General features: G+C 69.2%; 28 protein-coding genes and 1 tRNA gene. 6 read left to right on the top strand and 23 right to left on the bottom strand.

All coding sequences use genetic code 11. The annotated features are described in order from the left end of the window. Nucleotides 1-162 precede the first annotated feature (162 nt). Complete coding sequence (locus tag ABZ857_RS03715) at nucleotides 163-2,415, top strand: transglycosylase domain-containing protein (protein ID WP_357036947.1); 2,253 nt, start codon at nucleotides 163-165, stop codon at nucleotides 2,413-2,415. A 78-nt stretch (nucleotides 2,416-2,493) separates the two neighbouring features. On the opposite strand, the gene ABZ857_RS03710 is transcribed toward ABZ857_RS03715, so the two are convergent. Then, nucleotides 2,494-2,949: a GatB/YqeY domain-containing protein gene (locus tag ABZ857_RS03710; protein ID WP_357036944.1), complete on the bottom strand. Its 456-nt coding sequence runs from the start codon at nucleotides 2,947-2,949 to the stop codon at nucleotides 2,494-2,496. Nucleotides 2,950-3,029: 80 nt separating this feature from the next. On the opposite strand from ABZ857_RS03710, the gene ABZ857_RS03705 reads away from it, so the two are divergent. Together ABZ857_RS03705 and ABZ857_RS03700 are read left to right on the top strand one after the other, a co-directional pair. Further along, entirely contained in the window at nucleotides 3,030-3,962 is a 933-nt protein-coding gene (locus ABZ857_RS03705; protein ID WP_357036941.1) for a metallophosphoesterase, read from the top strand. A gap of 35 nt (nucleotides 3,963-3,997) precedes the next feature. Then, nucleotides 3,998-4,074: transfer RNA gene (locus ABZ857_RS03700), tRNA-Pro, on the top strand. A 271-nt stretch (nucleotides 4,075-4,345) separates the two neighbouring features. Here ABZ857_RS03700 and ABZ857_RS03695 read toward each other — a convergent pair. From ABZ857_RS03695 to ABZ857_RS03685, 3 genes are read right to left on the bottom strand one after another with little or no spacing between them, the layout of a single operon-like run. Beyond that, complete coding sequence (locus tag ABZ857_RS03695; protein WP_357036938.1) at nucleotides 4,346-4,573, bottom strand: integrase core domain-containing protein; 228 nt, start codon at nucleotides 4,571-4,573, stop codon at nucleotides 4,346-4,348. A gap of 30 nt (nucleotides 4,574-4,603) precedes the next feature. Then, entirely contained in the window at nucleotides 4,604-4,942 is a 339-nt protein-coding gene (locus ABZ857_RS03690) for a DDE-type integrase/transposase/recombinase (protein ID WP_357037395.1), read from the bottom strand. Further along, nucleotides 4,882-5,106, bottom strand: coding sequence for a transposase (locus ABZ857_RS03685; protein ID WP_357036935.1), 225 nt, complete (start codon nucleotides 5,104-5,106; stop codon nucleotides 4,882-4,884). Before ABZ857_RS03685 ends, ABZ857_RS03690 begins: the two co-directional genes overlap by 61 nt. A gap of 324 nt (nucleotides 5,107-5,430) precedes the next feature. Between ABZ857_RS03685 and ABZ857_RS03680 the strand changes: the two genes are divergently transcribed. Both ABZ857_RS03680 and ABZ857_RS03675 read left to right on the top strand, forming a co-directional pair. Next, nucleotides 5,431-5,844, top strand: coding sequence for an RNA-binding S4 domain-containing protein (locus ABZ857_RS03680; RefSeq protein WP_357036932.1), 414 nt, complete (start codon nucleotides 5,431-5,433; stop codon nucleotides 5,842-5,844). A gap of 23 nt (nucleotides 5,845-5,867) precedes the next feature. After that, nucleotides 5,868-5,948 carry an HAD hydrolase-like protein gene (locus ABZ857_RS03675; protein WP_357037392.1) on the top strand — a complete coding sequence of 27 codons (81 nt, stop codon included), beginning with the start codon at nucleotides 5,868-5,870 and terminating at the stop codon, nucleotides 5,946-5,948. 288 nt (nucleotides 5,949-6,236) lie between these two features. Here ABZ857_RS03675 and ABZ857_RS03670 read toward each other — a convergent pair whose 3' ends face one another. Genes ABZ857_RS03670 through ABZ857_RS03650 form a run of 5 tightly spaced genes read right to left on the bottom strand, consistent with a single transcriptional unit; the run spans nucleotide 6,237 to nucleotide 10,057 of the window. After that, nucleotides 6,237-7,022: an SDR family oxidoreductase gene (locus ABZ857_RS03670; protein ID WP_357036929.1), complete on the bottom strand. Its 786-nt coding sequence runs from the start codon at nucleotides 7,020-7,022 to the stop codon at nucleotides 6,237-6,239. 14 nt (nucleotides 7,023-7,036) lie between these two features. After that, nucleotides 7,037-7,861, bottom strand: a complete 825-nt coding sequence (locus ABZ857_RS03665; protein ID WP_357036926.1) for a fumarylacetoacetate hydrolase family protein — start codon at nucleotides 7,859-7,861, stop codon at nucleotides 7,037-7,039. Next, nucleotides 7,858-8,730, bottom strand: a complete 873-nt coding sequence (locus tag ABZ857_RS03660) for a fumarylacetoacetate hydrolase family protein (RefSeq protein ID WP_357036923.1) — start codon at nucleotides 8,728-8,730, stop codon at nucleotides 7,858-7,860. Before ABZ857_RS03660 ends, ABZ857_RS03665 begins: the two co-directional genes overlap by 4 nt. Further along, complete coding sequence (locus ABZ857_RS03655) at nucleotides 8,727-9,305, bottom strand: carboxymuconolactone decarboxylase family protein (RefSeq protein ID WP_357036920.1); 579 nt, start codon at nucleotides 9,303-9,305, stop codon at nucleotides 8,727-8,729. Before ABZ857_RS03655 ends, ABZ857_RS03660 begins: the two co-directional genes overlap by 4 nt. After that, complete coding sequence (locus tag ABZ857_RS03650) at nucleotides 9,302-10,057, bottom strand: SDR family oxidoreductase (RefSeq protein WP_357036917.1); 756 nt, start codon at nucleotides 10,055-10,057, stop codon at nucleotides 9,302-9,304. The genes ABZ857_RS03655 and ABZ857_RS03650 overlap by 4 nt, the downstream gene beginning before the upstream one ends. A gap of 209 nt (nucleotides 10,058-10,266) precedes the next feature. Here ABZ857_RS03650 and ABZ857_RS03645 point away from each other — a divergent pair, with 209 nt between their 5' ends. After that, a complete protein-coding gene (locus tag ABZ857_RS03645; RefSeq protein WP_357036914.1) occupies nucleotides 10,267-11,070 on the top strand; it encodes an SDR family oxidoreductase in 804 nt (267 codons plus the stop codon). A gap of 14 nt (nucleotides 11,071-11,084) precedes the next feature. On the opposite strand, the gene ABZ857_RS03640 is transcribed toward ABZ857_RS03645, so the two are convergent. From ABZ857_RS03640 to ABZ857_RS03575, 14 genes are all read right to left on the bottom strand, one after another. Continuing rightward, entirely contained in the window at nucleotides 11,085-11,825 is a 741-nt protein-coding gene (locus ABZ857_RS03640) for a GntR family transcriptional regulator (protein ID WP_357036911.1), read from the bottom strand. Then, nucleotides 11,822-12,367, bottom strand: coding sequence for a carboxymuconolactone decarboxylase family protein (locus tag ABZ857_RS03635; protein WP_357036908.1), 546 nt, complete (start codon nucleotides 12,365-12,367; stop codon nucleotides 11,822-11,824). The genes ABZ857_RS03640 and ABZ857_RS03635 overlap by 4 nt, the downstream gene beginning before the upstream one ends. Nucleotides 12,368-12,390: 23 nt before the next feature. Further along, complete coding sequence (locus ABZ857_RS03630) at nucleotides 12,391-13,821, bottom strand: carboxylesterase family protein (RefSeq protein ID WP_357036905.1); 1,431 nt, start codon at nucleotides 13,819-13,821, stop codon at nucleotides 12,391-12,393. Further along, nucleotides 13,818-15,044, bottom strand: coding sequence for an amidohydrolase family protein (locus tag ABZ857_RS03625; protein ID WP_357036902.1), 1,227 nt, complete (start codon nucleotides 15,042-15,044; stop codon nucleotides 13,818-13,820). The genes ABZ857_RS03630 and ABZ857_RS03625 overlap by 4 nt, the downstream gene beginning before the upstream one ends. A gap of 194 nt (nucleotides 15,045-15,238) precedes the next feature. Next, nucleotides 15,239-17,293, bottom strand: coding sequence for a hypothetical protein (locus ABZ857_RS03620; protein ID WP_357036899.1), 2,055 nt, complete (start codon nucleotides 17,291-17,293; stop codon nucleotides 15,239-15,241). A 198-nt stretch (nucleotides 17,294-17,491) separates the two neighbouring features. Then, complete coding sequence (locus tag ABZ857_RS03615; protein ID WP_357036896.1) at nucleotides 17,492-17,899, bottom strand: VOC family protein; 408 nt, start codon at nucleotides 17,897-17,899, stop codon at nucleotides 17,492-17,494. A 4-nt stretch (nucleotides 17,900-17,903) separates the two neighbouring features. Continuing rightward, complete coding sequence (locus tag ABZ857_RS03610) at nucleotides 17,904-18,701, bottom strand: ABC transporter ATP-binding protein (protein ID WP_357036894.1); 798 nt, start codon at nucleotides 18,699-18,701, stop codon at nucleotides 17,904-17,906. Further along, on the bottom strand, nucleotides 18,698-19,501 hold the full coding sequence (locus ABZ857_RS03605) for an ABC transporter permease (RefSeq protein WP_357036891.1): 804 nt from the start codon (nucleotides 19,499-19,501) through the stop codon (nucleotides 18,698-18,700). The genes ABZ857_RS03610 and ABZ857_RS03605 overlap by 4 nt, the downstream gene beginning before the upstream one ends. 16 nt (nucleotides 19,502-19,517) lie before the next feature. Continuing rightward, nucleotides 19,518-20,297 (bottom strand): ABC transporter permease, encoded by a 780-nt coding sequence (locus tag ABZ857_RS03600; protein ID WP_357036888.1) that lies wholly within the window; start codon nucleotides 20,295-20,297, stop codon nucleotides 19,518-19,520. An 18-nt stretch (nucleotides 20,298-20,315) separates the two neighbouring features. Continuing rightward, entirely contained in the window at nucleotides 20,316-21,335 is a 1,020-nt protein-coding gene (locus tag ABZ857_RS03595; RefSeq protein ID WP_357036885.1) for an ABC transporter substrate-binding protein, read from the bottom strand. Between the two features lie 28 nt (nucleotides 21,336-21,363). Next, the gene (locus ABZ857_RS03590) at nucleotides 21,364-22,764 is read right to left on the bottom strand and encodes an FAD-binding oxidoreductase (RefSeq protein WP_357036882.1); all 1,401 of its coding nucleotides are present in this window, start codon (nucleotides 22,762-22,764) and stop codon (nucleotides 21,364-21,366) included. A 44-nt stretch (nucleotides 22,765-22,808) separates the two neighbouring features. Continuing rightward, the gene (locus ABZ857_RS03585) at nucleotides 22,809-24,236 is read right to left on the bottom strand and encodes an FAD-binding oxidoreductase (protein ID WP_357036879.1); all 1,428 of its coding nucleotides are present in this window, start codon (nucleotides 24,234-24,236) and stop codon (nucleotides 22,809-22,811) included. Next, nucleotides 24,233-25,153 (bottom strand): amidohydrolase family protein, encoded by a 921-nt coding sequence (locus tag ABZ857_RS03580; RefSeq protein ID WP_357036876.1) that lies wholly within the window; start codon nucleotides 25,151-25,153, stop codon nucleotides 24,233-24,235. Before ABZ857_RS03580 ends, ABZ857_RS03585 begins: the two co-directional genes overlap by 4 nt. Continuing rightward, nucleotides 25,146-25,970 (bottom strand): SDR family NAD(P)-dependent oxidoreductase, encoded by an 825-nt coding sequence (locus ABZ857_RS03575; protein WP_357036873.1) that lies wholly within the window; start codon nucleotides 25,968-25,970, stop codon nucleotides 25,146-25,148. Before ABZ857_RS03575 ends, ABZ857_RS03580 begins: the two co-directional genes overlap by 8 nt. Nucleotides 25,971-26,144: the final 174 nt, after the last annotated feature.

The raw sequence follows: 26,144 nt of genomic DNA, 5'->3' as shown, positions 1-26,144 counted from the left end.
CGCAAGGAAACGATCGAACCGACATACCCCGGGGGGACCAAATTCGTGCATGGTCATGTCAGGCCATGTGGCCGGGAATGACTAGTCCCCCCCGCGAGGGGGTAATGCGGACCTGTGAGGTCGATGCCGGGAGAGTCACCAAACGGACGTACCCTTGGATCCGTGCAAGCTCACGGCAAAACTCTGGCATCCCGGACAGGTGCGGCCCTGCGCCTCGTCGGCGCGGCGGGCGTCGCGGGAGTGCTGGCGGCGGCGATTGCACTACCCGCCGTGGGTGGGGCCGGTGTGACGGTCAAGTCGAGCATCGATGCTCTGAGCCTCAAGGCGGCGGACCTCGACGAACCACCGCTGCCCGAGAAGACGGTCCTGCTCGACGCGGACGGCAAGCAGTTCGCCCAGTTCTACTTCGAGAACCGGGAATCGGTCCCGATGGACCGTATCGCGCCGATCATGCGCAAGGCGATCGTGGCGATCGAGGACTTCCGCTTCTACCAGCACGGCCCGCTCGACGTCGAGGGCACGACCCGCGCCCTGGTCAAGAACATCACGACCGGCGGGGTGACCCAGGGCGGCTCGTCCATCACCCAGCAGTACGTGAAGCAGGTCCTGTTCAACAAGGCGGAGACCGACGAGGAGAAGGCCGCCGCCGTCGCGCCGACCGTCGGGCGCAAGCTCAACGAGATCCGCTACGCGATGGGGCTCGAGCAGAAGTACAGCAAGGACGAGATCCTCAACCGGTATCTCAACATCGCCTACTTCGGCGCCAGCGCGTACGGCATCGAGTCGGCGTCCAAGCGGTTCTTCGGCAAGCACGCCTCGGAGCTGAGCCTGGCCGAGGCGGCGACGCTGGCGGGAGCCGTCCAGGACCCGAACGCCACCGACCCCAACCGCGGCAAGACGTTCCGCGACCGGCTGCTGGCCCGCCGCAACGTCGTGCTCGACCGGATGGCCGAGCTGCACATCATCACCGAGGCCGAGCGCGACGCGGCCAAGAAGAAGAAGCTGGGGTGGAAGGACAAGGAGATCCCCGGCGGCTGCGAGGAGAGCGAGTTCCCGTACTTCTGCCTGTACGTGCGGAACGAGATCCTCAACGACTCGCAGTTCGGCAAGACCAAGAAGGCCCGGCAGGACTTCCTGGCGCGAGGCGGCCTGACAATCAGGACCACGCTGAGCCGGAAGATGCAGAAGGCCGCCGAGAAGGCGATCAAGAAGTACGTCTACCCGTCCGACAAGCCGGTCGCCTCCGAGGCGCTGGTCGAGCCGGGCACGGGCGCCATCAAGGCGATGGCGGCGAGCCGGAAGTTCGGCACCAGCAAGAAGAAGAACGAGATGTCGATCAACGTGGTCGCCGACGCGTTGCACGGGGGCGGCGCGGGCTTCCAGGCGGGATCCACCTTCAAGGTGTTCACGCTGATCACGGCGCTGAAGGAAGGCTACAAGTTCAACGACGGCATCAACACCGGCGCGACCTTCCAAGCCAGCGGCTCCTCGGCCTTCAAGGACTGCGACGGCAACCTGGTCGGCGACCCCCGAGGCATCCAGCACAACTCCGAGGGCGGCAGCGGCGGGTTCCTGACCCTGCAGACCGGAACCTGGAAGTCGGTGAACACCTTCTTCATGGCCCTGGAGCAGAGGGTCGGGCTCTGCGACGTCGTGAAGACCGCCAAGGACCTCGGCATCAAGCGGGCCGACGGCGCAAAGCTGCGTGAGTTCCAGACGTTCACGCTCGGCTTCAACGAGATGGACCCGGTGACCGTGGCCAGCGCGTACGCGGCCATCGGGGCGCGCGGGAAGTACTGCAAGCCCATGGCGATCACGGAGATCACCGACCGCTTCAACAAGGTGACCGCGTTCAAGCCGTCCTGCAAGCAGGCCGTCGAGGCCGAGGTCGCGGACGCCGCCACCCACATCCTGTCGGGCGTGTTCACCAAGGGCACCATGTCGGGCGTCGGCGGCATCGGCCGGGACGCCGCCGGCAAGACCGGTACCGGCGACCAGTCCCGCACCGTCTGGTTCGCCGGCTTCACTCCCGACCTCGCGGGCGCGGTCAGCCTCGGCGACCCGCGCGGCCCGATGCGGTATCCGCTCCCCGGACAGTCGATGGGAGGCCGGACGTACGGCTCGGTCTTCGGCGCCACCATCCCCGGTCCGATCTGGAAGGCCACCTTCCTGGCGGCGCTCAAGGGCGTGGAGCCCACGTCGTTCGTCAATCCGGACATGTCGAGGTTCGGCGGCTGCGCCCACCAGTGCGCGCCCCCGCCGAAGCCGAAGTCCGACTGGGGCGGCGGCGACGGTCACGGAGGCGGACAGGGAGGCGGTCCCGGTAACGGCCGTGGCGGCGGCAACGGCCGTGGCGGTGGCAACGGTGGCCCCAACGGTCCCGGCGACTCACCGTTCGACATATTCGGCCACTGATCGTGTGCGATGGGCCGCTCCTCTCGCCGGGGAGCGGCCCATCGGCGTTTCCGATCCCGGCCCTCAGGCTCCCGGCCGTCAGGCGGACAGACGGGCGCGTACGGCCTGGGCGACCCGGCCGCCCTCGGCCCGGCCCGCGACCTTCGGGTTCAGGATCTTCATGACCTGGCCCATGGCCTTGGGGCCCTGCGCGCCGCTCTCGGCGATCGCCTCGTCGACGAGCGCGTGCAGCTCGTCGTCGCTCAACTGCGCGGGAAGGTACTCCTCCAGGACCGCCTGCTCGTCCAGCTCCGCCTGGGCCTGCTCGGCCCGCCCGGCGCCCGCGAACGCCTCGGAGGCCTCCCTGCGCTTCTTGGCCTCGCGGGTCAGCACCTTGACCACCTCGTCGTCGGAGAGCTCGCGGGCCTCCTTGCCGGCGACCTCCTCGACGTTGATGGCGGCCAGAGCCATCCGGATGGTCCGGACCCGCACCTCGTCACGGGCCTTCATCGAGGCCGCGAGGTCGGCCTTCAGCTTGTCCTTCAACGCACTCATGCATCCATCTTGCCGTGCCCGGCCTCCGGTCTTCGCCAGGTTATGCGGGAGGCGGGCCGTACGTCGGGCATCATGGCTGTGTGAGGAAAGCAGCCGCGATTCCCCTGTCCATCCTCGGCCTCGGCGTGGCCGGTGTCGGCTACGCCGCAGTGATCGAGCGGAACTGGTTCCGGCTGCGCCGGTTCGACGTCCCCGTCCTGGCTCCGGGCCAGCGACCGGTCCGGATCCTGCAGATCTCCGACCTGCACCTCACGCCCCGGCGCCACCGGCTGATCAAGTGGGTGCGGTCGCTGGCCTCGCTCAACCCCGACCTCGTCGTGAACACCGGCGACACGCTGGCGCACCCCGACGCGGTCGAGTCGTACATGTACGCCGTGGAGCCGCTGCTCGACCGGCCGGGTCTGTTCGTGTACGGCTCCAACGACCTCTACGCCCCCCGGCCGAAGAACCCCGCCCGCTACCTGTGGCGTACGTCCAAGGGGGACTCCCGGCAGCACGTGCCGACCCTGCCCTGGGCCGAGCTGGGCGCCGCCATGCGGGAGGCCGGCTGGCTGGACATGAACAACGCGACGGCCCGCCTCAAGGTGGCCGACCTCGACGTCCACGTGGGCGGCATCCACGACTCCCACATCGACCGGGACCGGTACGACGAGATCGCCGGCCAGGCTCCCGTCGACGCCGACCTTCGGCTCGGCGTCATGCACTCGCCCGAGCCGCGCAACATGTCGCGGTTCGCCCAGGACGGGTACCAGTTGCTCCTGGCCGGGCACACCCACGGCGGGCAGCTGTGCATCCCGTTCTACGGCGCCCTGGTGACCAACTGCGGCATCGACCGCGCCCGCGTCAAGGGGCTGAGCAGGCACGAGAGCGCCTGGCTGCACGTCTCGGCCGGCCTCGGCACCTCGCCGTACGCGCCCGTGCGCTTCGCCTGCCCACCCGAGGCGACCCTGCTGACTCTCGTCCCCCGCCGCCCCGTCGTGCCGGATGACACAAGCAGCCGCAAAGTCCGCTAGACTTGCCGAGGCGCAGGACGAAAAGTCCAAGCGACCGGGGTGTAGCGCAGCTTGGCAGCGCGCTTCGTTCGGGACGAAGAGGCCGTGGGTTCAAATCCCGCCACCCCGACCAGGTAGTTGCAGGTCAAGGGCCTGATCGCTGGAGACAGCGGTTGGGCCCTTGATCGTTTGACCGTCATTTGACCGTCGGTCTGAACGCCGCCAGGGAGCACTGGCGGGTTCAAACGAGTTCTCCTGGGCACCTTGATCACGACAGCCTGGGCCCCGAATCTTGATGGTCGTTCAAACTGTCGGCGCAGTAACCGAGCCGAATCGAAGAGTGAGTTTGTTCCGCTTTGACGGATACCGGGTGGTTAGGCTGTGCGAGTTTCTTCGTAGGCGGCTTACCAGCTTTCGATGAATTCAAAGATCGCGCTGCGGGCGGCGGCTCGGGTGGGCCAGCGACGTTGGTCCAGGAGTTCGCCCTTGATCGTGGCGAATAACGACTCGGCCAGTGCGTTGTCCCAACACTGACCCCGGCGTCCGACCGACAGCCGGATCCCGAGCCGCTCCGCCAGGCGGGCGTAGGTGGTGCTGGTGTATTGGCAGCCGCGGTCCGGGTGAAAGATCACCGGTGTGGTGGGGCGGCGGTTGCGCCACGCCTACTGTAAAGCGTCCGCGACCAGTTCCGTGCGCAGGTGGTCGGCGGTGGCCCAGCCGACCACCCGGCGTGAGGCGATGTCGATGACCGTGGCCAGATACAACCAGCCCTCATCAGTGGCGATATACGTGATGTCGCCACACCAGCGGGTGCCGACCCCGTCAGGTTCCGGCTGGAAGTCGCGGCTGATCAGGTCCGGCCGCTTGGCGGCCTCCGGATCGGGGATCGTGGTGGTCTGCCGACGGCGCCGACACCGGCCCTGTAATCCCAGCGCGCGCATCAGCCGGGCGACGCGACGGCGTCCGCATCGTTCGCCTTCGTGCTGAAGGGCCGCGTGGATGCGTCGACCTCGGCCTGGCGGACCCAGTCCCGCACCGCGGTCTCGGTCAGGTCGAACTCCTTGGCCACCTGGCTGATCGAACGATCACCGCGCTGGCATAGCTCGACGATCTCGGCCTTGAACTCCGGCGTGAACGAGCGGCGAGGACGCTTCTTCTTCCCCATGCTCTCCATCTTGGACATCCTTCCGGGGAGGAACCCCTGATCTCAGATGTCCGTCAAACCGGATCAAGCCCACGACGTCGTGGTCCTCAGATGAACGATCGGCCCGATATGTTCCGGCAGGCGATGGCGTCCCTCCTCGCTCAGCAGGGCGTCGACCTCCGCGTGGTCACCCTGGGCAACGGAGTGAACCCAACCGTCTGAGGGAGATCCACATCGGTGATTAGATCATCCCGGCCGTCCCTGTTGAGGTCGTCGACACGCCGCTTGCCCTTGGCCAGGCGGGCTGACCTGCTGGCAAGGCGCCGGTCTCAGTACAGTGACGGGGTGTCGGGTGAGCAGGTGGGCGCGCGGGTGGACATCTGGATCTGGTCGGTACGGCTGACCAGGACTCGTTCGATCGCGTCCGACGCCTGCCGGGGCGGTCACGTCCGGGTCAACGGGGTGCGGGTCAAGCCCGCGCACGTCGTCCGGGTCGGTGACGAGGTCCGTCTGCGGCACGAGGGGCGCGAACGCATTGTGGTCGTCTCCCGCGTCATCACCAAGCGCGTCGGCGCCACCGTGGCCGCCGAGTGCTACGTCGACAAGAGCCCTCCGCCTCCTCCGCGCGAGGAAGCCGTGACGGTGGCCGTTCGGGCTCGTGGCGCGGGACGTCCCACCAAACGCGAGCGCCGCAGCATCGACAAGCTGCTCGGGCGCCCGGTGGTGGAGGGGCGGGACCGCCGGGCACGCCCGGAGTGAACGGGCATGCCGCATCGAACTGGATGCGGGGTTCTTGGGTGATCGGCGACAACCCCACCAACGACATAGCCGGTGGACGAGCCACGGGCCTCCGCACGGTCTGAATCGACCGAGGCGCCTGGCCGAGCGTCGGCCACAGGCCGACCACGCGGTGACCGACGTACTCCAACCATCAAAGTCCCTGAGCATCATGAGCAGTTGTGACGGCAAACTGACGATGGAGGTGATGGCAGACCGTCAGCATGAGCACCGGGCAGCCCGACAAGTCCGCAGAAGTGACCGTGATCCTGCGCCCCGTGGTGCACTTGATGCAAAGAGACCACAAGCGGTAGACGTTGAAGGACAGACGTCCAGCCTGCCTTGTTAGGAGACAGCCCCGACGACCTGGCGCCTCAGGCGCCGATCATATTGAAGCCGCCATCGGCGTTGAGGTAGACCCCGGTCATGTGCCGGGCGTCGTCGGTCGCGAGAAACAGGGCCGTGCCAGCCAGTTCACCGGGGGCGGGGATGCGGCCCATGGGAGTCTGGGAGATCAGTTTTTCGCGGCGGCCGGCCTTCCAGTCCTGCCGGTTTAGTGTCGCCTCGGTCTCGATGAAGCCGGGTGCGAAGGTGTTGACCCTCACCGTGGGAGCGAAGGCGGCGGCGTAGGACTTGGTGATGCCGAGGATGCCGTACTTGGCGGCGGCGTACTGAGGAGCGCGGGCGCTGCCGCGCACGATCACCGTGGAGCCGATGTTGATGATCACACCGTGTCCCTGCTCCAGCATCCGCGACCCGAACTCGTGGGTGCACAGCATGGTTCCCTTGACGTCGACCGCGAGCACCCTGTCGATGGAGTCCTCGGTCAGGTCGCGCCACGACATCTGCTCGGGAGCGACGTCCCCGACGTTGTTGACCAGGACGTCCAGGACGGCGAAGCGGGAGAACACCTGCTCGGCCATGGCGCGGATGTCCTCGTGGCGGCTGATGTCGGCCTGGACGGTGAACGCATCGCCGCCGATGTCCTTGATCCTCTCCACCGTCCGCTCGGCACCGGCGGCGGAACGGTTGTAGTGGACGGCGACGTTGGCGCCCTCCTGCGCGGCGCGGACGGCGATCTCGGCGCCGTACCCGGTGCCGGCACCGGTCACCAGGACGTTCTTACCGACGAAACGGCGTGGAATGAGGTGCTCGGACACGGTTTCTCCTGTCTTCAGCGAACGAAGCTCTGTCGCAGCTCGCCGATACCTTCGATACGGCTGACCAGTTCGTCGCCGTCCGTCAGGTACCGGGGCGGGGTCCGGCGATTGCCGACTCCGGCGGGGGTGCCGGTGAAGATGAGGTCGCCCGGCAGCAGTCGCACGGTGGCGGAGAGCCTGGCGACCAGGTCGGGGACCGAAAAAATCATGGATTTGGTCCTGTCGTGCTGGACCACCTCGCCGTTGAGCAGGCAGGTGAGTCCGAGGTCGTCCGGGTCGGCGAACTCGTCCGGCGTGACGAGGAACGGCCCGGTGGGGCCGAAGCCGGGGAAGGACTTGCCGAGGCTGAACTGGGCGGGAGCGCCGCGCGACTGGGTGAGGCGTTCGGACAGGTCCTGTCCCACGGTCAGGCCGGCCACCGCCTCCCACCCTTGGTCCGCGCTCACCTGGTAGGTCTCCCGACCGATCACGGCGACCAGCTCGACCTCCCAGTCGACCCTGCCCTCCGGGAGGGTCACCTGCGTGCGGGGCCCGGTGAGGCAGGTGGGGAACTTGGTGAAGACGAGCGGGTCCCGCGGCGGGGTGAAGCCCGCCTCCGCGGCATGCGGCGGATAGTTGAGCGCGATCGCGAACACCTGCCGGGGCCGGGGCACGGGAGCCTGGAGCAGCTCCGGGTCGAAGGGGCGGCCGTACGCCTCATCGGGCAGGTCCGCCGCCTGCTCCCGTAACCGATCCCACTGTTCCAGCAACGCCATGGGATCGGCGGGGAGGCCCTCGATCTCCGCCGCCCTGTCGCCCTTCACCAGGATGGCCCGGCCGGCCAGGACGGCGAGCCTCACCAGTCCACCTTCTCCGGGACGGGCGTGCCGTACGCTTCCTCCCAGCCGATGACGGGGGTGCGCAGCACGCCCAGCCGCTCGACCTCGGCCTCGATGACGTCACCGGGCTTGAGGTACATGTCAGGGTCGCCGCTGAACCCAGCCACGCCCTGGACGGTGCCGGTGGTGATCAGATCGCCGGCGCTGTAGCCCTGCGGCGAGTGGTAGGCGACCAGGTGCGGAATCGACACCGACATGCGGCTGGTATTGGACTTCTGCCGGATCTGGCCGTTGACGCGCAGCTCCATGTCCAGGTTCTGGGCGTCGGGGATCTCGTCCGCGGTGACGATGTACGGCCCCAGCGGGCAGAACGTGTCGATCGCCTTGCAGAAGGAGAAGACGCCCGACTGCATCTCGCGACGCTGGATGTCCCGCGCTGTGATGTCGTTGAAGACGACATACCCTGCGATATGGTCGGGCGCGTCGTCCACGCCGAAGAACTTGCCCGGCTTGCCGATGACGACGGCGATCTCCAGCTCGTAGTCCAGTTCGCCGGTCAGGTGCTCCGGGTACACGACCGGCTCATCCGGTCCTACGATCGCGTCCACGTTCTGGAAGAACACGATGCCCTTGTGCATGGGGTGGGACCAGTCGACCTTCTTCGACTCGTCCTCGTGCTCCCGGAAGTTGCCCGAGGTGTGGAAGAACTTCTTCGGCACGATCGGAGCGCGCAGCCGTACCCCGTCGAGCGACAGCCGCTCCCCGGTCTCGGCGACCCGGCCCTCCCGCTCGAAGTACTCGCGGGTGCTAGCGACCTCGAGCGGCACCACGAGGCGCTCCTCAAGTTCCAGCCGCCCGACGCGGCCCTCGTCAAACGTGATCAGCTTCATACGTTCCGTTCCCTGTGTTCCCCGGCGAAGACCCTCAGGTGGAGGGCCAGTGTGCTGTAGTAACCGACCAGCGTCGTCAGCTCGAACACGCCGCGTTCGCCGAGCACGGCGACCGCGTCGCCGTACTCCTCGTCGGTCAGCGTGCCCGCCTCGGCCAGCGCCGCGGCGGCACGTACGGCCGCCCGCTCGGCGGGATCGGCGAGATCGGGCGGCGAGCCCTCCCGCAGCGCGGCTAGTTCGGTCTCGGTGAGGCCGCAGGCGCGGCCGACGGCCTCGTGCGCCTCCCGCTCGAAGGCGCTGCCCCAGTGCGCGGCCACCACGAGGATGCCCATCTCTCGTACGCGATCCCGCAACACGGAGCCGTAGCGCACCGCCGCGCCGAGCTCCTGCAGGGCAAGGCCGACGGTCGGGCTCAGGAGCATGGCGTTGAACGGGCCACGCAGCCGTCCCTCCTCGTCGGCGAGCGCGAAGCTCTGGGGCCCCGCCGCTCGCGGCCCGCCCGTGATGGCCCGGTAGACCTCTGCCTGCTCCGCCTCGAGCTCGCCAGGGAGCAGTCCGCGCAACCGTGCGTTCATACGAGCGTCCTGCCGCCATCGATGTACAGCACCTGCCCGGTGATGAAGGAGGCGCGGGGCGAGAGGAGGAACAGCACGGCGCCGACGACGTCCTCGGGCTGCCCCAGTCGTCCTGCCGGGACGAGCCGAATCATCTCCTCCCTCATGCCAGGCTTGGCCAGGTAGTCACGGGTCAGCTCGGTCTCGGTGTAGCCCGGTGCGACCGCGTTGACGGTCACGCTCCCGGCCGCCCACTCCCTGGCCATGACTTTGACCAATTGGTCGAGGCCCCCCTTGCTCGCCGCGTAGGGGCCGTGGTGAAGGTGGGCCAGCCGGGAGGAGACCGAGGAGAAGAACACCATGGCCCCCTGACCGTTCTCCCGCATTAGGCGGCCGGCCGCGCGGCCCGCCCAGAAGGCGCTGGACAGGTTGAGCGTGAGGATGCGGTCCCACACGTCGTCCGGAGTGTCGACAACAGGGCGGCGGTCGTTCGTTCCGACGGCGTGCACCAGCAGGTCCAGCCCGCCGAGCTCCTGCGCGGCGGTCGTCACCGCGGCCTCGCACGCCTCGGCGGTGGTCAGGTCGGCCGTGACCACGCGGAGCTCCGCTCCCACGAGCCGCGCGTCCGTCCGCATCGCCTTCAGCTTGACCGGATCCGCGTCGATGGCCGCCACGGATGCACCGGCCTCCGCCAGGCCCGCGACGCACGCCGCGCCCAGCCCTCCTGCTCCCATGACCAGCGCTTTACGGCCCCTCAGGCCCAGCCAGTCCATGCACCGGCCTCCCCGTCTCACTGTACGAAAGTCACTTTCACAGCGGGTCCGATGGTAGCCGCCCGTCGCGTGGTTGTCTACGAACAAACGTGCCATCTGTCGACAGAACTTCGAATTCGAGTCCAATTGAATCCTTGACGGCGTCCTAATGTCGACAGTATGAAGTAATGGGTCGACCACGGCCAGCGGACGGGATGAGGAGAAATGACGTGCCCGCTACCCATTTGACGAACCACCACCAGGCGGGCCGACTGGCCGGCAAAGTCGCCCTGGTGACGGGCGCAGGCGCAGGTATCGGACAGGGATGCGCGCTGATGTTCGCGGCCCAGGGCGCCGCCGTCGTCGGCTGCGACATAGACTCGGCCGCCGCCGAAGGCACCGTGGAGCAGGCGCGCGAGCGCGGGCTCGACCTGCGGATGGTCCACCCCTGCGACATGACGGATCCCGCGCAGGCCCAGCGTTTCGTGGACGAGGCCGTGGCTCTGCACGGCAGGATCGACATCCTGGTGACCGCCGGGGCGATCCCGCCGCACATGGCCTCGGCGGCCGAAATGGACTTCCAGAAGCAGTGGACGCCGACCATCCGGGGCGAAGTGGACGTGGTCTTCCTGCCATGTCAGGCCGCCTGGCAGCACTTCGCCGCCGCGGGCGGCGGTTCGATCATCAACTTCGCCTCTGTCAACGCGTTCCGCGGCAGCTCCAACTTCGGGATGATCGCCCACTGCGCCGGGAAATCCGCGGTGCTCGGCCTGACGCGCCAGCTCGCGGTCGAGGGCGGGCCCCTGGGCATCAGGGCCAACACGATCTCCCCCGGCATGGTGCGGACGCCCGCGACGGAGTCCGCGGGCGCGCACGAGGGCGCCAAGCGCGAAGCCCTGCTCTCCCGTATCCCGATGGGGAGGGTCGGCACGCCCGAGGACATCGCCTGGTGCGCCGTCTACCTCGCCTCGGACGAGGCGTCCTGGGTGACCGGCGCGAACTTCACCGTCGACGGCGGTGTGCTGGCCAAGTAGGAGAACCGTACGGGTCAGGCGGTGGCGCGGCGCCTCCGGGAGGGCTTGGCGGCGCCGGCGGCCTCCAGCGCCAGCTGCTCCTCGATCGCCCGGTACGCGCGGGCGGTGGCACTGGAGATCAGCGCGGAGGCCAGCGCCGCGTCCCGCTCCTCGTACGCCTGAATGAGCCGCTCCTGGTCGTCGACGCTGTAGGCGAGGCGGCCGGGGCGGGTCAGGCTGAGGTGGCGCAGCATCAGCGTGCGCAGCGCCAGCGAGTCGAGGATCTGCTTGAGGGTTGCGTTGCCGACGATTTCGGTCATCCGCTCCTGGAGATGCACATGGCTCCAGAAGTAAGCGTCCACGTCCCCGGCGTCGGCCAGCTTCCGCATCCGTGCGATCTCGGCCCGCAGGCTCGCCAGGTCCTCGTCGGTCGCGCGCTCGACGAAGAGCGCCGCCAGCATGGCGAGCAGGTGGCCCCGCACCTGATAGATGTCGCGGATGTCCCTGAGCGACGGCGCCGCCACGCGGGGGCGCCGGCGGGCCTTCATCTCCACCAGGCCCTCCTGCTCCAGCAGCATCAGGGCCTCGCGCACCGGTGTCCTGCTGGTGTTGAAGCGGCGGGAGAGGTCCACGCTGTTGAGGTCCTCACCCGGTCGCAACCGCCCCTCGATGATCCCGGCGCCGACCCACCCGGCGATCTGGGTGACCAGGGGTTCGCGCCGCTCCCGCAGCCGCAGCAGCCGCTCCAGCACCCCGTACGTGTCGTGATCGATCATGTATGGCTCCTCGCGAGGGCCTGCGGACGACGCGGGAGTTCCACGTCCAGGGCGACCAGGAAACGGGAGACCATGTTATAGGCGGCCGCCGTCGCGGTCAGTTCGACGATTTCGGCGTCGGTGAAGTCCGCGCGCAGGGCATCGAACACCGCGTCGGAAACGTGGACGTGCCGGGTCATGGCGTCGGTGTACGCGATGACCCGGCGGGCACGGTCGTCGAAGGCCGGATGGCGGTCGGCGTCCTCGTCGCGGATCGCGTCGAGGTGGGCCTCGCCGAGTCCGGCCGCACGCGCCTCCGGCTCGTGGGCGGCCCACTCGTAGTCGGCCCGGTTGAGCACGGCGATCCGCAGGATCACCAGTTCTCTGATGTCGGGCGGCAGGGCCGTCCGCTGCCGGATGGCGCCGAGCAGGCTGTTCCAGCCGTCGGCGATCGGCGGGCTGTGCAGCAGCAGGCCGTCGAGCGGGCGCAGGGCGCCGCCGCGGCGCGCGCGGATGCGTGCGGCGATCTCCCCGGCGCCGTCAGCGCCCGGTAGTCGTGCCATGATCGTGTCCTTCCGCAGGCAGGTCAGAGCGGGCGGGGAAGCCCGTCGAGCAGGTGCATCGCGGCGAGCCGCTCACTCACATCCGGGTGGACGGTCTCGCCGAAGACCATCACCGGCGCGTCGTCCGCGCCGCTGAAGACGGGCCAGGTGGGCAGCGTGCCGCCGTTGGGGTCTCCCGTGGCGGCGAAGCGGGCCCACGCGTCCGCCATCGTGTCCGCCAGCCGCCGGTCCAGGGGCCGCCACGGCCAGCCGGGACGCTGGTCCAGGTTGTCCAGCGCGTACGGCAGCTCGGCGGTGTGGTAGACACCGAGGTCCGGCAGTCCGGAGGGCAGGGGCGGCTTGCGGGTGAAGCGGTACATCCAGGTGGGAGCGCCCGTGCTGGCGCGGTGAATCCTGGCCCAGTGCCAGACGGGGTAGACGAAGCGGCTCTCTCCGGTGAACCGGACCGCCGACCGGGCGTCGCCGGCGGGATAAAGCCGGTCGAACTCGGGCCCACAGGGTACGCGGGACGGGCCGTAGACGGTGCCCTCGTCGCTGTTCGTGCCGACGAGCAGCGGAACAGGATGCTGCCGGCCGGCGGCGAAGACGTCGTCGCTGGCTTCGGCCAGCACACGGCCGTCGACGACCGGGCCGAAGTGGCCGCGCACGACGAGCTCGACGCCGGAAAGGCGGCGCAGCGCGTCGATGTCGCGGCCGCCGAACCCCTCCGCGTACAGCAGGCCCTGCTTCTGGGCCTCCTCCTGCGTCGGCAGCGGACCTTCGGCGCGGCCGACACCGCTGGCACTCTGCCCTATCGCCGCGCCGAACAGGGGACGGGCGGGCTGAGAAGCCATCAGGTGGCAGATGTGGGCGGCGCCGGCGGAGTTGCCCGCGAGGGTGACCTTTCCGGCGTCGCCGCCGAAGGCCGCGATGTTCTCCTGGACCCAGGTGAGGGCGGCGACGATGTCGTGCAGGCCGTAGTTCCCGGAGTGTTCGCCGAGACCCGGGTGGGCGAGGAACCCGAGTGCCCCGAGGCGGTAGTTGAGAGTGACGACGACCAGCCCGCGGCGGGCCATCGCCCGGCCGTCGTGGATGGACTGCGCGCCGTGTCCGTAGCGGTTGCCACCCCCGTGGATCCAGACCAGGACGGGCAGCCCGGCGCCCGGAGAGGGCTCAGGCGTCCAGACGTTGAGGTAGAGGCAGTCCTCGCTCATCACCAGGGCGCGGGGGTCGTCGAAGTTGGTGCGGTACATCACCGAGTCGGTCGGCGGGTGGGGTTGCAGCGGAGCCGGGCCGAACTCACGGGCCGGGCGCTCGCCATCCCACCTTCCGGGTCGCAGCGGCGGACGCCAGCGCAACTCGCCGACCGGGGGCGCGGCGAAGGGAATGCCGCGGAAGACGGCGATCTCGCCGTTCCACTCCCCCAGCAGCCGGCCGGCGGCGGTGCCGGCGCGTGGCGGGACGGCGGCGGTCATGACGCGGGCGCCTTATGGAGCCTGCCGTCCTTCATGATCGCGACCAGACGGTCCCGGTCCTGGACGACGGCGATGTCGGCGAGCGGGTCGCCGTCGACCAGGACCAGGTCGGCGAGGTAGCCCGGGGCGACCAGGCCGAGCTCGTCGCCCATGCCCATGATCTGGCCGCCGTACTGCGTGGCGGCGCGCAGCGCCTCGGCGGGGGTGAAGCCGAACCATTCGACGAAAAGCGCCAGATCGCGCATGTTGCGGCCGACCGGGTTCCAGGGGAAGCCGTAGTCGCCCCCGGGGACCACCCGCACGCCACGCCGGACCAGCTCCGGGACGACCTCCATGACCGCGCGCCGGGTCTCCTCGACCTCCATGCCGGGTTCTGGCTCGCTGTCCGCCTCGTACAGGTTGGCGTGGATGATGCCGGGGGTGGGAGCGACGAAGAGCCGATCGCGGGCGGCTTCCAGCAGGTCCAGCGCCTCCTCGTCCGCGAAGGTGCAGTGGTAGACGGCGCGGATGCCGTGCCGCACGGCCATCTTGATCGACTCGGCGGCATGGGCGTGGGCGGTGAGCCACACGCCACGCTCGCGGGCGGTCGCCGCCGCGGCGGCGACCTCCTCATCGGAGAACTGCACGATCCGCGAGGTGCCCTGGACCACCGCGCTCTCCCCGGACAACGACAGCTTGACGATGTCGACACCGAGGTCCGTCATCTCCGCCACGAACTTCCGCACCGATTCCGGCTCGGACGCCCGGCCGTCGATCCCCGGGAAGTCATAGACGCCCGGCTCGACCATGCCGGCGCTGCCCTCCCAGGAGGCGGCCCTGAACCTCGGGCCCGGCATCCAGCCCTCGGCGAACGCCTTGCGCGCGGCGATCTCCGTACGGGGCAGCCTGTTGCCGCCGGAATAGGCACTGGTGATGCCGTGGTCGAGCAGGACCCGGCCGGCGTGCGCCACCAGCAGCGCTTTCTCCTCGTCGGGCTCGTCCCGGCGGGGCGAGCGGTGCTCGACGGTCGAGCCGAAACCGAGGTGGGCGTGCGCGTCAACCAGGCCGGGGATCAGCGTGCCGCCACCTCCGTCGATCACCCGGGCGGCCGCACGCTGGTCGGCCGGAACGCGGTCGGCGACCGCGGCGACGCGGTTCCCTGTGACCAGTACCTCGGCGGGAAAGGGGTCGCGCCCGGTCCCGTCGAAGACCCTTACGTCGGTGAAGAGGATGCTGTCGTTCACTGTGCTCTCCGAAACGGTGGCGCGTCTCGACCGGTCCGCCGGCGCCTCGATGAAGACATCACCGGCCCAGGCAAACTGTCGACAGGAAGGTCATATTAATGCCTATTTGAGGTCTCGTACCCACTTGAATGTGGACAGACGGATGCTCGAGGCGGCGGCCCGGCCTTCAGGCGCCGGGCCGCCGCCGCACCGCGTCAGGCGACGGTGAGGGCGATCGAGCCGGTGTAGGAGTTGCCCGGCGCGATGTCGGCTGGGACGCCGTCGACCGTCATGGAGAGGGCGCGCCCGTCAGCGGCGGTGACGGAGGCGTCCGCGGCGAGGTGCAGCGCGCTGAGGTACGACGTGCCGGTCACCGTCCAGCGGGAGCCGCCGCCGAGGGTGACGATGACGCCGTTGTTCACCACGGGGGACGGCGTGTTGCCGACCACGCCGAGCTGGTCGTGGTTCGACTTGTTGATGGGGCTGACCCTGTGCACCGCGGTGCTGGCCGAAATGACGCCCTCCACCACGGAGTTGTCGAAGGTCAGCACCAGGTTCATGCCCTGCAGCTTGCCGACTCCGCCGCCGAGAACTCCGTTGTAGAAATCGCCCTTCAGCGTGATGTTGGAGAAGGTGCCGGAGGCGTCGGTGCTGTGCGGCGCCGTCGGGTCGAAGGTCGCCGACTTCACCGCGGGATCCGTCGGCTGCGTGTACGACGCGGTGTAGTTGGCCTTCCAGGGGTATCCGGTGACGTTGACCCGGCCCGGGTTGTCGTTGTCCATCAACTGGTAGATGACCCCGTTGCCCGGGGTGAGGCTGGCTCCCTTGGAGCCGTCCACCGTGACCGCCGATGCCGCCGCCTTGGACAGGAACATGGTCTCCCCCGTGGTGACGCGCGTCCCGCCGTCGATCAGCAGCGGCCCGGTGGACTGCCACATGAAGCCGAAGCGCTTGGAGTCGATCACCGAGATGCGCGGTTTGACGGAGCGGATGTCCTCACTGGTCAGCCCGAGCGACAGCGAGTCGTTGAGCGCCTTCACGGCCTCCGGGCTGCTGTCGCCATAGTGCAGCCCCGCGGATCCCCAGATGATCGACGCGTACGTCACGACGTCGTAGACGTTGCCCAGCAGATGCTCGGTGACGTTGCCGATGGCGTACGTGCCGTAGCCGGAGGTGCCGGTGTGCCGCAGCGTACAGTTGACCGCGACCAGCGTGCAGTTGTTGCCTTCGTCGACCGACAGCAGACCCCAGTTCTCGCTGGTGATGGAGGTGTTGAGGTACGTCGCCTTGGTCCCGTTGCCGAGTAGGTTGGTGGCTCGGACGGTCCCGTACATGCCGAGCAGCCACGGGCAGGTCATCATGAACGAGGTGTCGCCGGTGTCCTGGTAGCTCGCCGGCAGGGTGCCGTCGGTGGTGCTCAGGGTCGAGTTCTTCACGACCACTGTGGACGAGCCCTCTGCGACCACCGTGGCCCGTACGACGCCGCGGTTGTGGATCCGGGCGTTGTCGACGACCAGCCGGGTGCCGGCGCCCGTCGCGACGACGGCCGCCCCGTAGCCGATGAAGTCACAGCGGCCGTTGCCGGTGAAGCGGATCTGCGGCGACTTCAGCTCGTAGCTGCCGCCCGCCACGAACACACCGTTGAACGCCTCGCCGTACGAAACCAGCTGGAGCCCGGTCGCCGAGGTGTCGCGCAGTTTCCCGCCCAGCACGGCCGATAACACCGACTTGCGGCTGTTCACGCCGTCGGCGTCGACGTAGACCGCCTGCCGGATGGGCCAGCTCCGGCTGTTGTAGCTGACGACGTTCTCCTCGGCGACGGTGATCACGACGTTACCGCGGTAGGTGCCCGCGGCGATGCGCGTGTCGATGCCGTCGTTGACATAGAGGTCTTCCAGGGTGGAGCCGACCTCGGCACCGTTGACGGTGAGCGTGAGACTGTACCCCGCCGGGGCGGCGATGGCACCGCCCTCCTCGATCGTGAGGGTGTGGGTCCGGGTGGTGGCCTGCACCACCAGGGTCTGCCCGGACCGCACGGTGATGCCGTTTCCGGTGGTGGCCGCGCCGCCCGTGGTGCTCGCGCCGCCCGTGGTGGCCGCGCGTGCGACGGTCTGGACGGTCAGTGCCGGCGCCAGAGCCGCGGCCACGGCCACCAGCAGTGCCCGCGGACGGGCCCGGTACGAGAACTCGCGCGTCGCCAGGAGGGAGTACGGCGACGACTGGTCCGACGAGGAGTCGGCGACACTCTCTGTGTGGCTCCTACTGCTCACGGTGAGCTCCTTGTCTCGCGCGGGGACACCGGCGCGGTTCGTGGGGAGATTTCGAGTAGGCCGTTCCGTCGCGGGCCGCGACGAGATGGCCGAATCGCCGACCCTGCGTAGGACTGGCCGGTTCGGCGAAGCTTGGATGAGACGCGGAGGGACGGCCGGGTGGTCATGGCGGCGGACCTGCCGATGAGGGGCCGGGCGCTACTTGCGGTCGATCAGCTCGATCAGATTGCCGTAGGGGTCCGCGACGAAGGCCATGCGCGCGCCGGCGCGAGGGGCCGCCTGCGGGGCCATCCGTACCGTCGCCCCGGCCGACAGCAACCGGTCGAACTCGGCATCCACGTCGTCTACACGAAGGCAGATGTGTCCGAATCCGTGCGTGCCGGCGGCCTCGATCGGGCTGCGGGGGGCGGGGCCGAGCCTCGCGCTGGGGCGATGCAGCAGTTCGATGCGGTAGCCGCTTTCTTGGTGCAGGAGCATCACTCCGCGCAGGTCGGTGCCCGGGACGGAGAAGACCGGGGCGGCGGTGAGATGGAGGGCCTTGCTGTACCAGGCGATCGCGGCTTCCAGATCGGGTACCGAGATCCCGACGTGGTCGAACTGGACCATTGGCTCAGATCACCGCCTGCTGGGGGGAGTCGGCACCCCGGATGCGAGTGAGGACGCGAGTGCGCAGGTCGGCGAATCGCGGGTCGGCACGGGTGCTGATCTGGTCGCGGTCCGGCCCGAGGTCGACGGTCAGATTGTCGACGACGGTCGTCGGTTTGCCGCCCAGCACGACCACACGGTCGCCGAGGTAAACGGCTTCGTCGATGTCATGGGTGACGACGATGACGGTGATGTCAAGCTTCTTTCTCAGTGAGAGCGTCAAGTCCTCCAGGTCGAAACGCGACTGGGCGTCCACCGATCCGAAGGGCTCGTCCATCAGGAGCACCGGCGCCTCGTAGGCCAGTCCGCGGGCGATGGCGACCCGCTGCTGCATGCCGCCGGACAGTTGCCACGGGTACTTGTCTCCGACGCCGTGCAGGCCGACGGCGGCCAGGCACTCCTCGGCCCTCCTCCTGCGTGCGGCGCGTTTGACGCCCATGCCCTCCAGCGGGAAGGCGACATTGTCCCGCACCCGCATCCACGGCATCAGCGAGCCTCGGTAGTCCTGGAAGACGACGGCGATGTCCGCCACCGGTTTGGTGAGCGGTTCCCCTCCGTAGCTGACCGTGCCCGAGGTGGGGCGGGCGAGGCCGGACAGGCAGCGCAACAGGGTGGTCTTGCCGGCGCCGGACGGGCCGACGACGCAGACGAACTCGCCCTGTTCGACCCGCAGGGAGAGCCCGGCCAGGACCTGGTGGGCGTCGGCTCCCTCGCCGAAGGTCTTGCCCATGTCCTCAACGACCAGGGTGGAAGCGCGTCTCATGAGGTGACCTCGATCCGGTAGTCGCGCGGGCGAGCCGCTCGCCGGGCGCGCGGAGGACGCTGGTAGTACCAGCCGAGGAGCAGGTGCTCCGCGGCGAGCAGCAGCACGCTCAGGGCGTAGCCGAGCACGCCGATCACGATGGTGCCGGCCCAGGTGTCTTTGACCTGGAAGCTGGACCCGCTCTGCAGGATGAAGTTGCCGAGGCCGATGGGCGAGCCGTAGATCTCGCTGACGACCATCAGGACCACGGCGATCGACAGGGCGATCCTGACGCCGGCGAAGATCTGCGGCAGCGCTCCGGGCAGGACGACCTTGAGCAGCCGCAGCCGCCACGGGACGCGGTAGCTGCGGGCGGTCTCGCGGACCGCCGGATTGACGCCGTGTACACCGCTCACGGTGTTGAGCAGGATCGGCCACAGCGAGCCGAGGGCGATCAGGAAGACCTTCGGCCCCGCGCCGATGCCGAGGCTCAGGATGATGACGGGGACGAAGGCAACGGTCGGGGTCGCCCGGGCGAAGTCCAGCAGCGGCATCAGCGCTTGCCGCAGCACGCCCAGCTCGCCGATCACCAGTCCGGCGCCGATGCCGACGACGGTGGCGACGGCCAGCCCGGCGAGGATGTTGCACAGCGAGAAGACCAGGTCGTCGACGAGCTCGCCGTCCAGAATGTCGGTCCAGAGGGTGGCGAGCACCTGCGTGAACGGCGGGAAGTAGAAGTCGGTGCTGCCCGCGGTGGCGACCAGCAGGACGACCAGGATCAGCGCCGGCAGCCACAGCTGCTTGAGCGGGGTTTTCCACATGAGCTTTCTCCCTGGCTCAGTCCGCCTGCGCGGGCGGGCGCCAGCGCAGCAGCCGGGATTCGAGGAGCTGGGACAGCAGGTTGATGCCGTAGCCGATCAGCCCGGCGGTGAGGATGTAGGCGTAGGCCGCGGCCGAGGCGCCGCCCTGCTGCTCCTCCACGACCATGTGGCCGATACCGGGCAGCGTGGTCAGCACCTCGACGCCGATGGCGACCAGTACGGACGTCGTCGCGGCCAGCCGCAACCCGGTCATGATCGATGGGATCGCGCTGGGCAGGACCACCTTGCGGAAGCGCAGCAGCCTGGGGATCCGGTAGCTCAGCACGGTCTCCTGGATCATCGGCGTCACGCTCCGCGCGCCGTACTGGGCCTGGAGGAAGACCGGGAAGACGCAGGCGATGAAGACGACCGTGGCCTTCATCGCCGGTGTCGACCCGAGGACCAGGAGGAACACCGGCAGCAGCGCGATGACGGGGAAGGACCGCAGGATGTCCACCAGCAGCCGGGAGGACCGCTCGGCCGCTGCGTAGGTGCCGGTGACCAGGCCGAGCGGGATCCCGGCCACGGCGGCCAGGCCGAAGCCGGTGACCGCCCCGCGCATAGTCTCGCCCACCGCCTGCCAGTACTCTCCGCTGCTCGCGAGCTGTGGGAGCTGGGCGAACACCTCCCCCGGGCCGGGCAGCGCGGTGGCGCTCACCAGGCGCGCCGCCCCGGCCAGCGCCCACAGCGCGAGCACCGCGAGGAGCGCGCAGAGTTGCAGGAGAAGGATCCTGCCGCGAGGCCCTGTCCTCGTCATCGCCGCCGCCTCACTCTTTCAGGAGCCTGACGCGGAGGTTGGCGCCTGGTCCCAGTACACGTCGCCGTCCTGCGGAGCGCTCTTCAGCAGACCGAACTCGTGCATCTTGGTGATGACCGTCCGCATCACCGCAGTGTTGATCTTGGTGTCGAAGTACGGGAGCTGCTGGGCGGCGATGTAGGAAGCCGGCAGCGTGGTGTACTTGCTGTCGATCGCCCGTACGTCGTCGGGGTGGTCGTTGGCGTAGGTGACGGCCTTGGCGATCGCCTCGCCGAACTTCTTCGCGGTGTCTGCGTTCTCGGCCAGGTAGGACTGGCTGGCGAAGAGCAACCCCTGCAGGATGCCGGGCAGGGAGTTCATGCCCTTGCCGACGACCCGCAGGCTGTCGTCGGCCTTGCCGCCCGCGTAGAAGGGGCCGAAGGCGAAGACCGCGTCCGTCTTCCCGGTGCTGACGGCGTCGACCAGCGCGGTGGACGGCAGGGCGACGAACTTCACCTCGCCCGGGTCGCCGCCGTCCTGCTGGACCAGGTAGCGGCAGATGAACTCGATGGTCCCCCCGAGGGCCGACAGGCCCACGGTCTTGCCCTGCAGGTCGGCGAAGGAGCTGATCTTGCTGTCCTTCTTGACGAGCAGTCCGTCGGTCTGCTCGGTCTTCGTGGTCGCGGTCATCAGACCGGTGACGATCCGGATCGGCAGGCCGGCGGCGGCGCCCTTGAGGAAGCCCGAGCTGTCGGTCATCGCGAACTGCGCCTGGCCGTTGATGACCAGCGGGGCGTTCTGCGAGGTGTCCTGTGCCCCCGCCTTGATGGTGACGGCGAGCCCGGCCTGGGTGAAGTACCCCTGTTGCTCGGCGATGAAGAGCGGCTCGAAGAGGGCGCCGTTGGAGCGCAGCACGGTGACCGGGACCAGCCCGTCCGCGCCGGTCTTGGCCGTGGCGCTGCCGGACTCCGAGGCGCAGGCTGTCAGCGGGACGAGGACGGCGACGGCGGCGAGGGCCGCGAGGGCCGCGGAGAATCCGCGGCGCGGAGGCTTGGACATGGGGGATGTGCTCCTCGGTGCGGGCGCGTTACTTGCGGTGGGTGGCCAGGGCGTAGGCGGTGGTGGACTCACCGGGAGCCATGTAGGAGCGGAAGAGGCCGTCGGGATCGTAGGCGGCGCGAATCTTCTCCAGGCGTTCGGCGTTGTCCGGGCTGAGGCCGAGGTCGAAGCGGTCGGCGATGTTGTTATCGGAGAACTGCAGGCCCTTGGACAGGTGCTGGACGGCGCCGAGCGCGCCGTGCACCCACTGCTCGTGGCTCAGGTCCATGGCCGGGTCGGTCCAGCCGGAGTTCGGCGAGAGGTACGCCTTGGCCTGGGCGGACCAGCAGGCACCGGGGCGCGGTGGGTAGTGGCCCCACAGCATCCACAGCACGAAGCTCGCGCCGTCCGGCATCGTGTCGAAGACCGGGCGGGCGGCCGTGAGAATCTCCTCGACGGAGCCGTCGGCCCAGATGCCGTCCACGGCCCAGCGCAGGCCGGCGGGGGTGAGCCGGTCGGCGATCTCGTAGAGTTCGGCCATGGTCGTCGGCTGGTCGACCAGCGCCCGTACGGCCCGATCGCGGAAGGGCGCGGCCTCCAGTGGGGCGAGCAGGTCCTCGCCGGTCTCCGGAGTGCAGAAGGCGGTGGCGGTCAGGGAGACGGCAGGGGCGCCCAGGCCGGGGGCGAAGCCCACCTTCGCGGAGAACTCCACGGCCGTCGAGAGGGACTCCAGCGTGGCGTACGACCAGGCCAGCACCTCGTCGCGCAGTTCCAGCGGGTACGTGTGCACCGTTCTGCGGATGGCGGTCGGACGGGGGTGCAGGTCGAGATGGAAGCGGGTCACGACCCCGAAGAAGCCGGGACCACTGCCGCGGGCCGCCCAGAGCAGGTCGGGGTGGTTCTCGTCCGTCGCGTGCACCAGGGTGCCATCGGCCAGCACGACGTCGATCGCCTGGATGCTCAGACAGGCCGGGCCGAGGTGCCGGGAGTTCCAGCCATAGCCGCCGCCGAGGATGAAGCCGCCGATGCCGACCGTGGGGGCGTGCCCGGTGGGAAAGAACAGACCGTGCGGTTCCAGTGCGGTCTGCAGGGCGGGGCCCTTGGCTGCCGGCTGTACGGTGGCGGTCCTGGCCACCGGATCGACGGTGATCTCCTCCAGCCGCGAGAGATCGATCAGCATACCGCCGTCACGCACCCCGTTGCCCACCCAGCTGTGGCCTCCGGAGCGGACGCCGATCGCGAGGCCCTCCGCGCGGGCGAGCCGTACGGCCTGGACCACGTCCTGTTCGTCTGAGGCGATGACGATAACGTCGGGGAAGCGGTCTGGCTTGCGCTCGTTCCACACCGCGTCGAGACGAGCCGCCTCATACCTGGCATCGCCACGGCGAATGATGACCGGCCCGGTGCTGCGGGCAGACTGAGGTGAGTGCGAGGCGGATGAGCTGGACACTTTATCTCCTCGTAGTGCAGATGTCGCGACGATAGTGTTGACACTTAGCCCCGGTCAAGCCTATTTTTCGTCCAAATTTCCGGATTGTGTCGACACTTTTGGCGGCGGTGTAGCGCCAGTGCGGTCGTGGACTCGGCGGGCGTCAGGTAGGCGCGGAACAGTCCCTGCGGGTCGTAGCGCTCCCGCAGCCGCTCCAGCCGGACGGCCTGCTCCGGCTCGAGGCCGTGGTCGGGCCGGTCTGCCGGATTCGCGTCGGCGAACTGGGTGCCGCGCGCCACCGGGGCCATCGCCGTCAGCGTCTCGTGGGCCCACCGCTCGCCGCGCAGGTCGTCGGTGGGATCGGTCCACACGGCGTTGGGCGAAAAGTACAGTCGCGCCTGGGTCGACCAGCAGGCGTTCTCGCGGGTGGGCTGACCGCCCCAGAGCATCCAGAGCAGGAAGCTCTCCCGGGTCGGCAACCCGTCCAGCACCTCCCGGCCGGCCTCGATCACCTGCTGGACCGGCGCGTCCGTCCAGACGCCGTCCACCGCATAGCGCTTACCCTTCGGTGTGAGGCCGTCCGACAGCGCGTACAGGTCATCGAGCGTCGACGGGAGCCGCTCGATGGCGCGGATCGCCCGGTCGATGAAGGGCGCCTTCTCCACCGGGTACAGCAGCTCGACGCCGTCTCCGGGGCCGCAGAAGGCCGCAGCGGTGATGGTCGTGGTCGGTGCCTCCACGCCCGGCGTGAAGCTCACCTTGGCGGACATCTCCAACTGGGTCGAGATGGACGGCAGCGCCTCGTACGACCAGGCCAGCACCTCGTCCCGGAGCTCGTAGGGGAAGACGTAGGCGCTGCGCAGGACCTGCTCGTATCGCGGATAGACCTTGAGGTAGAAGCGGGTGACGATGCCGAAGAAGCCGGGACCGGAGCCGCGCACCGCCCACATCAGATCGGGATGGGTTTCGTCGGTGGCGTGCACCAGTTCCCCGTCGGCGAGGACGACGTCGACCGCTTCGACGCTGAAGCAGGCCGGGCCGAGATGGCGAGAGTTCCAGCCATAGCCACCGCCTATCAAGAACCCGCCGACCCCGACCGACGGGCAGTGACCGCTCGGGAAGACGAGCCCGTCGGCGGCGAGCAGCGCGTTGAAAATCGTCCCCCGCACAGCTGGGCGTACGGTTGCGCGCCGGTTCGCGGCGTCGACGGTGACCTCCTGCAGGGCTGACAGATCAATCAGCAGCCCGCCGTTGCGTACGCCGTTGCCGATCCAGCTGTGGCCGCCGGAGCGGATGGAGACCTTCATGCCATGGGCTGCAGCGTAGGTGACACCCGTGCACACGTCTCGGTCGCTCGCGGCGAGGAGGATGGCGTCGGGATAGCGATCCGGCTTGCGCTCGTTCCACACCGCGCCGAGCCGCGCCTCCTCGTAGCCTGCGGCTCTCCTGGTGAGAAGGGCGCCATCGAAGCGGCGCTCAGCGGGACTTGTCATGGCAGTTCCCCAGGGTGGTGCGGAACGGAGAAGTCGAAGCATTCGATTGGGTTGTCGACCATCAGCAGGCGCAGATGGCCGGGGTCGGGGGCGATCTCGGCCAGCAGGTCAACGAGCAGGCCGTCGTCAGGGGCGTCGCCCTGGATGTTCACGTGCGGATAGTCGGTGCCCCAGAGCATCCGATCCGGCGCGTAGGCCACGAGGGCGGCAGCCAGCGCGACGGCGTCGGCGTACGGAGGGCCCTGGCGGGAGACCCGGTCCACCCCGCTGACCTTGACCCAGACGTCGCCGGTGTCGATCAGGGCGCGCAGGCTGCGCAGCGCGGGACCGCCGGCTCCCTCGGCGATTTCCACCCTGGCAAGGTGGTCGATCACCACCCGGCAGGGCAAGGACCGGATGAGGGACGCGTGGTCGGCCACCTCCCGGCCCGAGAGGTGGAGTTCGGCTGCCCAGCCGAGGCCGTCCACCAACTCCAGCACGAGGTCGATCTCCTCCCGGGACGGCGCGCTGCGCAGGTGGGGCAGGAAGTTCAGGCGGAAGGCCCGGACTCCGGCCCGGTGCAGCTCCTCGACCTCGGCCCTGGTGGTCGTCTCATCGATCAACGCGACCCCCCGAAACCGGCCCTCACCTCCGGACAGGGCGTCGAGAAGCACACGATGGTCGGAGCCGTGAGCCGACGACTGCACGATCACGGCCCGATCCAGTCCCAGGTGGGAGTGCAGCGCGGCGAGTTGCTCCTTGGGCGCGTCCAGCGGAGTGAACGTCCGGCCGGGGGCGTAGGGGAAGACGGTGGCCGGGCCGAAGACATGGCAGTGGGCGTCGCAACTGCCCGGCGGCAGCACGATCCGCGGCCTGCGCGGGGCCGGGTGCGGCGGCGGGCAGCCGGAGGACGGCGCCGCAGTCCTCGTGTCAGTCACAGCGGGCCGTCATTCCGCCGTCGACGACGATCTCCGTGCCGGTCACGAATCGGGCTTCCTCCGACGCCAGGAAGAGCGCGGCGTAGGCCGTGTCCCGGCCGTCGCCCATGAAACCCAGCGGGATGCGGGCCCGACGCTGCGCCAGCAGCTTCCGCACGTCGCCGCCGGCCCGCTGGTGGGCGAGGCGGGCCTCGACCATCGGGGTGTGCAACTGGCCGGGCACCACGGTATTGACGCGGATGCCGTGCCGGGCGTACTCGACGGCGGTCACCCGGGAGAGTTGGATGACGGCCGCCTTGGCCGCCGCATACCCCACCTGGGCGGCGCCGGTCCAGCGCAGGCCGGACGCGGACGCGGTGTTGACGATGGAACCTCCTCCACCGCGCCGCATCACCGGGATGACGTGCTTGCAGGCCAGGAACGCGCTGGTGAGGTTCGTGCGAAGCTGGCTCTCCCAGTCTTCGAGGCTGAGCTCGACGGCTCCGCCGGGGTGGGATCCGCCGACGTTGTTGACCAGGATGTCGATCCGCCCGGCCAGCCGCTCGGTGTCCGCGTAGAACGCTCGGACCGCCGCGGGCTCGGTGACGTCGAGCACCTGGGTGCGGACGATACCGCCCTCCTGTCGTACCTGCTCGGCGGTGATCTCCAGGGAGTCCTCGTCCCGATCGGTCAGGTACACGCTCGCGCCCTCGCGAGCGAAGATCACGGCGGTGGCGCGGCCGTTGCCCCAGCCCGGGCCGACGCTGCCTGCGCCATTGATGACGGCGATCCGGCCCGCCAACCGGCCGCGCCGCGGATCTGGCACGTCGTCGGTCACGGTGGTCCCCCTCCATAGTCGGTGATCTCAGAGACGAAGTGTCGACAGTCTTACCGAGTGTCGACAAAAAGTAAACATAATTGAGGGCAAATCCACCCTTTCTGGCGGACACCTTGCCAATGATGTCGACACATGTTTGGATGAGACCTCTTATGACAGGAGGACGGAGAGCCC

The sequence above is a fragment of the Microbispora sp. NPDC046933 genome (assembly GCF_040644635.1).
In the GTDB taxonomy this organism is placed as follows: domain Bacteria; phylum Actinomycetota; class Actinomycetes; order Streptosporangiales; family Streptosporangiaceae; genus Microbispora.
This window is presented reverse-complemented; position numbering and strand designations above follow the sequence as displayed.